This is a genomic window from Cellulomonas gelida (genome assembly GCF_006538725.1).
GTDB classification, from domain to species: domain Bacteria; phylum Actinomycetota; class Actinomycetes; order Actinomycetales; family Cellulomonadaceae; genus Cellulomonas; species Cellulomonas gelida.
The window spans coordinates 1-9,899 of sequence record NZ_BJLQ01000065.1; the positions used below are offsets into that span (position 1 = coordinate 1).

Consider the following 9,899-nt stretch of genomic DNA (forward strand, 5'->3'; position numbering starts at 1 on the left):
ATGTTCACCCCGGCGCAGCGGCGGGCCGTCGTGGCGCGCGACCGGGTCTGCGCCTGGAACGGCTGCGGCGTCCCACCGGGCTACTGCCAGGTGCACCACGTGACGTGGTGGCACCGGGACGGCGGTCGATCCGATCTGCGCAACGCCGTGCTCCTGTGCGACTTCCACCATCACGAGGCGCACCGCCTCGACCTGGACGTCACGCGCGTGACCACCGGGGTCGGGGCCGTCGCCGGAGGCGGGGCCAGTGGCGAGGCTGGTGGTCGGGCCGGGCGTGCGCGCTACGAGTTCCGCGACCGGCGCGGACGCACGCACAACGCTCCCGCACGGTCAGGTCCGCTTGGCCTCGAGGCTCCCGCGCAGGGGGCGAGCGTGGGGGTCGAGAGCGTGGGGGTCGAGAGCGTGGGGGTCGAGAGCGTGGGGGTCGAGAGCGTGGGGGTCGAGGGTGGGGGTCGAGAGGGTGAGGTGGGGTGGTGGCTAAAGGGTGGCGATGAAGGACTGGACGGCGTCGTGGTGCGGGAGCAGGTCGGAGTCGAGCGCAGCGGCGAGCGAGGGGGCGTCACGGTCCTTGTCCGACAGGAGCAGGGACAGCGGTGAGCCGTCGCGTCCCACCGTGGGCCAGGCGATGGCGAGGGTGGGGTCGAGCGGGTCGATGCCGTGCTCGCCCGCGGGCGCGTAGGGCGCCGAGCAGAGGTAGGTCACGACGGAACCGTCCTGCAGGGAGAGGAACGCATGGCCCAGGCCCTCGGAGATGAACACGGCCTCGCGGGACTCGTCGTCGAGCAGAACCGAGTCCCAGGCGCCGAAGGTCGGAGAGCCGACGCGCAGGTCGACGACCACGTCGAGCACCGCGCCGCTCACGCAGGTCACGTACTTGGCCTGGCCCGGAGGGATGTCGGCGAAGTGGACGCCCCGCAGCACGCCCGCCGCGGAGACCGACAGGTTCGCCTGGCGCAGGTCGAGCGCGCGGCCGGTGGCCGCCTCGAGGTCGGCGGCACGGAACCACTCGAGGAAGGACCCGCGCGAGTCCCCGAAGACCCGTTGGGTCACGCGGTACGCGCCCTCGATCGCCAGCGGCTCCCAGCTCATACGCGCTCCTCGCTCTCGGCGAGCACGGCCGCGGCCGCGGCCGCCCAGCGCTCGTCCCAGCTCCCGATCGGCGCGACGCCGACCTCGACCAGTCTGCGGTGCCCGAGCACGGAGTACGCCGGCCGCGGCGCGGGACGCACGAAGGCCTCGGACGTGGTGGGCGCGACGATCGCGGGATCGAGGCCTGCCGACTCGACGACCCGCTGGGCGAACCCGTGCCACGTCGTGGCACCCGACGAGGTCGCGTGGTACGTCCCGGCGGGCGCGCCCGTGGCGACGAGGCGCACGAGGACGTCCGCGACATCGACCGTCCACGTCGGCTGGCCGTGCTGGTCGTCGACCACGTCGAGCGCGCCGCGCGCGTGGGCCGCACGGGCGATCGTCTTCGGGAAGCACGCGCCGTGCGCGCCGTAGAGCCACGCGGTGCGCACCACGAGGTGGTCGCCGCCCGACTCCGCGACGGCACGCTCCCCCGCGGCCTTCGTGCGGCCGTAGGCGCTGCGCGGAGCGGTGGGGGCGTCCTCGTCGTACGGAGCGGTCGCGGTCCCGTCGAACACGTAGTCCGTGGAGAGGTGTACCAGGCGCGCGCCCGCGGCCGTCGCGGCGCGCGCGAGGTTCCCGGCACCGACCGCGTTGACCGCGTAGGCCTCGTCCTCGTGCGTCTCGGCGTCGTCGACCGCGGTGTAGGCGGCGCAGTTGACGACCACGTCGGCGCCCGCGAGCGCGGCCGCGCACGAGTCCGGCGACGACAGGTCCACGTCCTGGCGGCCCAGCGCGAGGACGTCCTCGTCGAGCCGTTCCAGCCGCGCGACGACGTCCGTGCCGAGCATCCCTCGCGCCCCGACGACCACCCAGCGCATCACGCCTCGTTTCTCCCGTTTCGCCCGGTGACCCGGGTCGGGAGCACTCTAGGGCTCGCTACGCTCGACGGATGCGGCTTCTCGTCACCGGTGGCGCCGGTTTCATCGGATCGAACTTCGTCCTGCAGACCGTGCGCGAGCGACCCGACGTGCAGGTCACGGTGCTCGACAAGCTCACGTACGCGGGTGACGTGCGGTCTCTGGCGCCGGTCGCCGACGCGATCGAGGTCGTGCAGGGGGACGTCGCGGACGCCGCGCTCGTCGACCGGCTCGTGGGTGGGAGCGACGCGGTCGTGCACTTCGCGGCCGAGTCGCACAACGACAACTCCCTGGCCGACCCGTGGCCGTTCGTCCAGACGAACCTCGTGGGCACGTACACGCTGCTCGAGGCCGTGCGGCGGCACGGCGTGCGCTACCACCACGTCTCGACCGACGAGGTCTACGGGGACCTCGAGCTCGACGACCCGGAGCGGTTCACCGAGCAGACGCCGTACAACCCGTCGTCGCCGTACTCCTCCACCAAGGCCGGCTCCGACCTGCTGGTGCGCGCGTGGGTCCGGTCGTTCGGCGTGCAGGCGACGATCTCGAACTGCTCCAACAACTACGGGCCGTACCAGCACGTCGAGAAGTTCATCCCGCGCCAGGTCACCAACCTCATCGACGGCGTGCGGCCCAAGCTCTACGGCGCGGGCGCCAACGTCCGGGACTGGATCCACGTCGAGGACCACAACACCGCGGTGTGGCGGATCCTCGAGGCGGGCCGGGTCGGGCAGACGTACCTCATCGGCGCGGACGGCGAGCGCAGCAACCTCGAGGTCGTGCGCACGCTGCTGGAGCTGTTCGACCGGGCGCCCGACGACTTCGACCACGTCACCGACCGCGCCGGCCACGACCTGCGCTACGCGATCGACTCCACGCTGCTGCGCGCCGAGCTCGGCTGGGCGCCGCGGTTCACCGACTTCCGCTCCGGGCTCGAGGCGACCGTCGACTGGTACCGCGGCAACGAGGACTGGTGGCGGCCCGCCAAGGCGCGCGTCGAGGCGGCGTACGCCGCTGTCGGCCAGGCCTGACCGCACGCACGGGCGGACCAGAGGCGGTCGGGGCCCGGCACCGCCGAGCCGCGGCCGGACCAGGGCCGGCGTGGGGCGGGCCTGGTCCGGCGAGCAGCGCGGTCGAACGGGTCGGTGGTCGACGGGCCGGCGTCAGACGACCAGCAGGGAGAACGAGCCCTTGCCGTAGCCAGCGACGTCCATCGTCAGGTCGGTGCGTCGCACGTAGGAGAGCACCCACGGGGCGATGTCGTTGGGCAGGGGCTCGCCCGGCTGGTAGACGCGGTCGAGTCGTGCGTGCGGCGCGTTCTCGTCGTTCAGCAGCGCCGCCGTGACGTTGAGGATCTCGCCGGCGTTCTCGGCGAGCGTGGTCGACAGCGCGCCGAGCTCGGCGGCCTCGTCGGACAGCCGCGAGGGCACGAGGCCGAGCGCGGCGCCGAGGCGCGCGGCGAGCGGGACGTCGAGCAGGGTGAGCGCGACGAGCTGGAACAGCCGGTCCACGTACACCCCGACGAGCGCGCCCGCCGCGGGGTCGACCATCGCGCCGCCGGTCAGGACCGTGATGTCCCGCCCGATCAGTCCCTCGTAGAGCTCACGGACCTGCTTGGCGTTCGGCAGGGGCGTCTGCGCGCTCATGCGAGCACCGGGTCGATGACCTCCCGGAAGGACTCCGGGGTGAAGGGCTTGGCGATCAGGAACAGCGCACCGGCGGCCTCGGCGGTCGCGCGCATCTCGGGCGAGCCCTCGGACGTCACGAAGCCGAACGGCGTCTGGAACCCGGCCCGGCGCAGCTCGCGCAGCAGCTCGATGCCGGTCATGTTCGGCATGTTCCAGTCGGACAGGACCACGTCGGGCTCCTCGGCCCGGACCGCGGCGAGCGCCTCGGCACCGTCGGACGCCTCGCGGACGTCCCAGTCGTAGCCGGCCTGGCGCAGGGTGCGGATGACGATCTGCCGCATGACGCGGGAGTCGTCAGCGACCAGGACGCTGATGCTCATCGGTTTCCTCCAGGGGTGGTGAGGGTTCCAGGGGCGGCGAACCACACGTCGACGACGAGCAGCCGGCCCCGCCAGGACAGCGGCAGGTGCTGGACACGGACCGCCCCGGCCAGCGGCGGGACGGCCGACCCGACCTGCGGCAGACCGAGGGTGCCGTGGTTCGGCAGCAGTGACTTCAGGTTGCCACCGACGACGTTGGCGATCTCGCCGAAGGCGTCCTCGAGGTCCTCGCGGGAGACCTCGTCGTCGTCGGCGAGGCCGAGCAGGGCACGCGCGAGGTCCTCGGCGGTGCCGTGCCCGGTCACCAGGACGGCACGGCCGGACCACTCGCCGAGCAGGTCGACCCAGGCGACGACCGCGTCGCTGAGCTCGGGCAGCTCGCCGTCCCACGGCAGGAGCAGGCCGAGGTCGCCGTCGACCATCGCGGCGAACACCTCCTGCGCGATGGCGTGGACCTGGTCGTGGTCGACGGTCGTGGCGGTCATGCGGGCTCCTCGAGTGCGACGAGGCCGAGCAGGTCGAGCTTGTCGCGGATCGCGTCGGGGGTGAAGGGCTTGATGAGGTACTCGTGCGCGCCCGCCGCGAGCGCGCGCACGATCTGGCCGTGCTCGCTCTCGGTGGTGACCATCATCAGCGTGATGGCGCGCCAGGCGGGGTTCGCGCGGACCTCCGTGACGAAGGTCAGGCCGTCCATGACCGGCATGTTCCAGTCGATGCACGCGAGGTCGACCTGCTCACCGGCCTCGAGGTGGTCGAGCGCGGCCCGCCCGTGCTCGGCGTGGATCGTCTCGAAGCCGAGGTTCTCCAGCGCGCCCGAGACGATCCGGCGCATCGTGCGCGAGTCGTCGATCACGAGAGCTCTCATCGGACGGGACCTCCGGGGGCGGTGGGGCGGGTCGTGGCGGCGAGCGATGTCACCGAGCGGTGGGTGTGCCCGATCGGGCTCGGGGCACCGTCGGTCCCCGTGGGGGCGAGCGGTGCGCGATGCGGCGTGGGGACGGAGCTCAGGTTCGGCGCGCCGAGCGGGCGGTAGACCGACGTGCGGTCGATCGTCACGCGCTCCCATCCGTCGTGGACGCCGAGCGTCGTCTCGGCGGCTCCGAGCACGAGGACGCCGTCGGGTCGCAGCACGCGCAGGACCCGGTCGAGGATGCCGCGCTTGGTGGCCGCGTCGAAGTAGATGAGCACGTTGCGCAGGAACACGACGTCGAACGGCCCCGCGGGGGGCACGTCGAGCAGGTTGTGCGCGCGGAAGGTGATCATGCGGCGCAGCGCGTCGGCGACCTCCCACTCGGTGCCGACGCGGCGCAGGTGCTGCACGAGCATCTGCGCGGGCATGCCGCGGTTGACCTCGAGCTGGGAGTAGCGGCCCGTGCGGGCGCGGGCGAGCACCTGCTCGGACAGGTCGGTCGCGACGATCTCGGCGGTCATGGCCGCGGGCAGCTCGTCGCTCAGGCACATCGCGAGCGAGTACGGCTCCTGGCCGGTCGAGCACGCGGCGGACCACACGCGCAGCCGGCCGACCCCGCCGCGCGCAGCCACCAGACGCGGCAGCTCGGCACGTCGCAGCGCCTGGTAGGGCGCTCCGTCGCGGAACCAGGACGTCTCGTTCGTCGTCATGGCCTCGACGACGGCCGTGGTGAGCGGGGACGTGGGCTGCGCGCGCAGCCCGGCGATGAACGTGTTGACGTCCGTGCCGGCGTCGCGCGCGAGCGGCAGGAGCCGCGACTCGACGAGGTACTCCTTGCCGGGCGCGAGCTGGATGGCGCTGCGCCGCGCGACGAGGTCGGCGACGAACGCGAAGGACTCGGGGGTCAGGCTCATGCGACGAGACCCCCCGGCTGCAGGACCCGCTCCACGGCGGGCGCGACCTCGGCGATGGGCAGCACCTGGTGCGCGAGGCCGGCCTGCGCGACGGCGCCGGGCATCCCCCACACGACGCTCGTGGGCTCGTCCTGGACGATCACGGTGCCTCCGGCCTCGACGACATCGGTGCAGCCCGCGCGCCCGTCCGAGCCCATGCCGGTGAGCACGACCGCGACCAGGTCGCCGCCGACGGCGCGCACCGCGGCGCGGAAGAGCACGTCCACGGAGGGTCGGCAGTAGTTCACGGGGGGCGCGTCCGTGAGCACGGTCTCGAGGCGCGGGCCGGCGCGGCGCACCTCGAGGTGCCGGTCGCCCGGGGCGATGTAGACGTGCCCGGGCTGCAGCAGCTCGCCGCCGGCCGCCTCGACGACGGTGGCGGGTCCGAGCCGGTCGAGCCGTGCCGCGAGCTGACGGGTGAACACGGGCGGCATGTGCTGCACGACGAGCACGGGGGCCGACGGCGGGGCGACGAGCGAGGACAGGACGCGCGACAGCGCCTCGGGCCCGCCGGTGGACGAGCCGAGGACGACGAGCCGGCTCAGGTGCGGAGCCGGCGCGGGCCGCAGGGTCGCGACGCGACGCGGCGCCGCGGGAGCGGCAGGTGCACCGGGCCGCGCCGGCGTGCCGCGCGTGGCCGGGGCTCCCCCGGCCAGGCCGGGGACCGGCACGAGCGAGCGCAGCCGCGGGACGAGCTCGTCGCTGACGCGCGCGATCGACTCCTGCACGCTGCCGACGTTCGACGGCTTCGCGACGTAGTCGGTGGCGCCCGCGGCGAGCGCGTCGAGGGTGGCCGCCGCGCCGCGCTCGGTGAGCGTCGAGAACATGATGATGGGCATCCGGTGCCCGGCGGCGCGCAGCGCACGCACGGCCTCGATGCCGTTCATCTCCGGCATCTCGATGTCCATCGTGACCGCGTCGGGCTTGAGCTGCGCCACCTTCGCCAGCGCGAGCCTGCCGTTCGCGGCCACGCCCACGACCTCGACGCCCGGCGCCTGCGAGAGCGCGTCGGACACGAGCCGCCGCACGACGACCGAGTCGTCGACGACGAGCACCCGGATGGTCCCCATCAGAACGTGAACCCCGAGACGCGGTCCCGCAGCACGCCGGACGCCGCGGCGAGCTCGTCGACCTGTGCGCTGACCCCGTTCAGGACGTGCGACTGGCGGTCCGCCGAGGTCGCGACGCCGACGATGTTCGCGGCGATCTCGCCCGAGCCGGTCGCGGCCTCGGCCACGCCGCGGGAGATCTCGTTGGTCGTGGCCGTCTGCTCCTCCACGGCCGAGGCGATGGTCATCTGGTAGTCGTTGATGTTCGCGATGATCGTGCCGATCTCGCCGATCGCCGCGACCGCACCGGTGGTGTCCTGCTGGATCGCCTCGACCCGACGCGCGATGTCCTCGGTGGCCTTGGCCGTCTCGTTCGCGAGCTCCTTGACCTCACCGGCCACGACCGCGAAGCCCTTGCCGGCCTCACCGGCACGTGCGGCCTCGATGGTCGCGTTGAGCGCGAGCAGGTTGGTCTGCTGCGCGATCGTCGTGATGAGCTTGACGACGTTGCCGATCTCGGCCGACGAGCTGCCGAGGCGGGACACCGTGTCGTTGGCGTGCGCCGCCATGCTCGTCGCGGCCGTCGCGACCTTGGCGGCCTCGGTGGCGTTCTGTGCGATCTCCCGGATCGAGGCACCCATCTGCTCGGCACCCGCCGCGACCGCCTGCACGTTGCGCGACACCTGTTCGGCTGCCGCGGCCACGACCCCCGCCTGCGCGGACGTCTCCCCCGCGGCCCCGGAGACCTCGGTGTTCGAGCCGGCGAGCCGCTGCGAGGAGTCGGCGACCTCCGCGGCGGTGCGGGCGACCTCGTGCAGCGTCGAGCGCAGCGAGGACTGCGCGCTCGTGAGGGACGACGCCATGCGTCCGACCTCGTCGCGCTCCGCGACCGCGACCTCGTGCGTGAGGTCTCCCTCGGCCATCGCGTCGAGCGTCGTCGCGACGTCGCGCACGGAACGTGAGATGCGTCGGATCGTCGCGGCGGCGAGCGTCACCGCGGCGGCCGTCGCGAGCACGAAGCCGGAGACGAGGAACACGATCGTCTGCCGGATCTCGGCCTGCGCGGTCTCCTGGATCGCGACGACGTCCGCGTCGGTCTGCGCGGACGCGAGCGCGAGCGCCCGTCCCGCCCAGTCGGGGTCGCCGGCCACGTCGGACGCCACCGCGGCACGGAAGCCCACCGTGTCGCCCGCCTCGATGAGCGGCTCGAGCGTCCCGGAGCGCAGCGTGAGCCATGCGTCCCAGCGCGCGAGGAACGCCTCCCACTGCGGTCCGGACGCCTGCGGGAACTGGGTGATCACCGCGAGCTGGGCCTGGACGTCGGAGTCGACCCACGCCGCGGACGTCAGGAGCTGGCGTCGGGTGTCGACGTCGGCCTCCGCCGCCCGGCGGACCAGGAGGTGGCTGCGCTGCTGGTCGACCTGGAGCTGGGTGAACGCCCGCTGCAGGCCTGTGTTGAGGGTGGCCATCTCGTCGAGCTGCTGCGAGCTGCGCAGCAGCGCGAACGCGCCCCCGCCGCCCACGAGGGCGAACGTGCCGCCCATGACGAGCAGCACCACGGTGAACTTCGCCGCGATCGACCGGTCCCAGAACCAGGCCGCACGCCGGCGCACGGTCTTCTCGCTCATCAGCCGATCTCCTCTGCGGTGTAGTAGCCGCTGTCGACGAGGACGGCGCGGTAGTTGTCCTTGGTGACGAGCTGCGGCGAGAGCAGGAACGTCGGCACCACGCCGGCACCGTTGTCGTACGACGAGGTGTCGTTGACCTCCGGCTCGGCGCCGGTGAGCAGGGACCGGACCATCTGCACGGTGACCTCCGCGAGCTGGCGGGTGTCCTTGTAGACGGTCGAGTGCTGCTCGCCGCGGGCGACCGACTGCACGGCGGGGATCTCCGCGTCCTGCCCGGTGACCACGGGCAGGTACCCGAGGTCGGCGGTGGCGGGCAGCACGGCCTGGGCGATCCCGTCGTTCGGCGAGAGCACACCGGCCAGCCGTGTGCCGGCCCGGTACGGGCCGAGGAGGGTGGCCATGCGCGCGGCAGCGGTCTCCGGGCTCCACCCGGGCGTCGCGACCTTCTCGAACGTCGTCTGGCCGGACGGCACGACGAGCACGCCCGACTCGAGGTAGGGGGCCAGGACGGCCATCGCGCCCTCGAAGAAGACGTGCGCGTTGTTGTCGTCGGGCGAACCGGCGAACAGCTCGATCGCGAACGGACCCTTCGCGCCCGTCGGCTCGCCGGTGGCGTCGAGCACGCCCACCCCCTCGAGCAACGAGTTCGCCTGCATCGTGCCGACGCGGCGGTTGTCGAACGACGCGTAGTAGTCGACGTCGGCCCCGCCGACGATGAGCCGGTCGTACGACACGACCGACACGCCGGCCTCGCGTGCGGAGGAGAGCACGGCGGTCAGGGCGCTCGCGTCGACGGCGCCGATGACGAGGGCGTCGACGCCCTGGTCCACCATCTCCTCGATCTGCTGGACCTGGGCGTCGGCGTCGTCGTCGGCGTACTGCATCGACACGTCGAAGCCGAGCGAGCCGAACTGCTCGGAGAGGTTGTCGCCGTCGGCGACCCACCGCAGCTGCTTCGTGGTCGGCATCGCGATGCCGACCGACGGCTTCTCGTCGAGCGCTGGGCCGCCTGCGCACCCCGCCGTCAGCGTGAGGACGCCGACGACGAGGAGCGCCGCGGTGCGGGTGGTACGTGGGGACATGCTGGTGGATCCTCGTTCCGCGCCGGTGACCGGCTCCGTCGGTGGCCGGCCCCGGAGGGGGCCGGCGCGGTGGTGCGTGCGGGTGGGGTGCTGCGTGCTCGTGGCGTGGGCGTGCTCAGTACGTGAACGCGGCGACGCGTGCGCGCAGGTCGGCCGACAGCCGGGCGAGCTCCGAGACCGACGCGCTCATCTGCCCGATGACGTCCGTGTTCGACGACGTCGCGGTCGCGACCCCGGTGATGTTCGTGGCGATCTCGCCGGACCCGGTCGCGGCCTCGGCC

12 protein-coding genes are annotated in these 9,899 nt (G+C 73.2%); 1 reads left to right on the plus strand and 11 read right to left on the minus strand.

What is annotated here, in order from left to right; genetic code table 11:
• From CGE01nite_RS17185 to rfbD, 3 genes are all read right to left on the minus strand, one after another.
• Positions 1 to 183 (minus strand): hypothetical protein (locus CGE01nite_RS17185; protein ID WP_218022640.1); only part of this gene is annotated, 183 nt, incomplete at its 3' end.
• 294 nt (positions 184 to 477) lie between these two features.
• Positions 478 to 1,089, minus strand: coding sequence for a dTDP-4-dehydrorhamnose 3,5-epimerase family protein (locus tag CGE01nite_RS16250; RefSeq protein ID WP_141371725.1), 612 nt, complete (start codon positions 1,087 to 1,089; stop codon positions 478 to 480).
• The gene (gene rfbD, locus CGE01nite_RS16255; protein ID WP_141371728.1) at positions 1,086 to 1,949 is read right to left on the minus strand and encodes a dTDP-4-dehydrorhamnose reductase; all 864 of its coding nucleotides are present in this window, start codon (positions 1,947 to 1,949) and stop codon (positions 1,086 to 1,088) included. Before rfbD ends, CGE01nite_RS16250 begins: the two co-directional genes overlap by 4 nt.
• Before the next feature lie 71 nt (positions 1,950 to 2,020).
• Here rfbD and rfbB point away from each other — a divergent pair, with 71 nt between their 5' ends.
• Positions 2,021 to 3,019 carry a dTDP-glucose 4,6-dehydratase gene (gene rfbB / locus CGE01nite_RS16260; RefSeq protein WP_048344154.1) on the plus strand — a complete coding sequence of 333 codons (999 nt, stop codon included), beginning with the start codon at positions 2,021 to 2,023 and terminating at the stop codon, positions 3,017 to 3,019.
• Between the two features lie 132 nt (positions 3,020 to 3,151).
• Here rfbB and CGE01nite_RS16265 read toward each other — a convergent pair whose 3' ends face one another.
• The 8 genes from CGE01nite_RS16265 to CGE01nite_RS16300 are packed head-to-tail and all read right to left on the minus strand — an operon-like array spanning position 3,152 to position 9,618.
• A complete protein-coding gene (locus tag CGE01nite_RS16265; protein WP_048344155.1) occupies positions 3,152 to 3,634 on the minus strand; it encodes a hypothetical protein in 483 nt (160 codons plus the stop codon).
• Complete coding sequence (locus CGE01nite_RS16270; protein WP_082156514.1) at positions 3,631 to 3,996, minus strand: response regulator; 366 nt, start codon at positions 3,994 to 3,996, stop codon at positions 3,631 to 3,633. Before CGE01nite_RS16270 ends, CGE01nite_RS16265 begins: the two co-directional genes overlap by 4 nt.
• Complete coding sequence (locus CGE01nite_RS16275; RefSeq protein ID WP_048344156.1) at positions 3,993 to 4,481, minus strand: chemotaxis protein CheX; 489 nt, start codon at positions 4,479 to 4,481, stop codon at positions 3,993 to 3,995. The genes CGE01nite_RS16270 and CGE01nite_RS16275 overlap by 4 nt, the downstream gene beginning before the upstream one ends.
• Positions 4,478 to 4,861, minus strand: coding sequence for a response regulator (locus CGE01nite_RS16280; RefSeq protein ID WP_048344157.1), 384 nt, complete (start codon positions 4,859 to 4,861; stop codon positions 4,478 to 4,480). The genes CGE01nite_RS16275 and CGE01nite_RS16280 overlap by 4 nt, the downstream gene beginning before the upstream one ends.
• Positions 4,858 to 5,820, minus strand: coding sequence for a CheR family methyltransferase (locus CGE01nite_RS16285; protein WP_082156515.1), 963 nt, complete (start codon positions 5,818 to 5,820; stop codon positions 4,858 to 4,860). The genes CGE01nite_RS16280 and CGE01nite_RS16285 overlap by 4 nt, the downstream gene beginning before the upstream one ends.
• Positions 5,817 to 6,929, minus strand: coding sequence for a chemotaxis-specific protein-glutamate methyltransferase CheB (gene cheB, locus CGE01nite_RS16290; RefSeq protein ID WP_141371726.1), 1,113 nt, complete (start codon positions 6,927 to 6,929; stop codon positions 5,817 to 5,819). The genes CGE01nite_RS16285 and cheB overlap by 4 nt, the downstream gene beginning before the upstream one ends.
• Positions 6,929 to 8,536, minus strand: coding sequence for a methyl-accepting chemotaxis protein (locus CGE01nite_RS16295; RefSeq protein WP_141371727.1), 1,608 nt, complete (start codon positions 8,534 to 8,536; stop codon positions 6,929 to 6,931). Before CGE01nite_RS16295 ends, cheB begins: the two co-directional genes overlap by 1 nt.
• Positions 8,536 to 9,618: a substrate-binding domain-containing protein gene (locus CGE01nite_RS16300; RefSeq protein ID WP_048344159.1), complete on the minus strand. Its 1,083-nt coding sequence runs from the start codon at positions 9,616 to 9,618 to the stop codon at positions 8,536 to 8,538. The genes CGE01nite_RS16295 and CGE01nite_RS16300 overlap by 1 nt, the downstream gene beginning before the upstream one ends.
• Positions 9,619 to 9,899 lie beyond the last annotated feature (281 nt).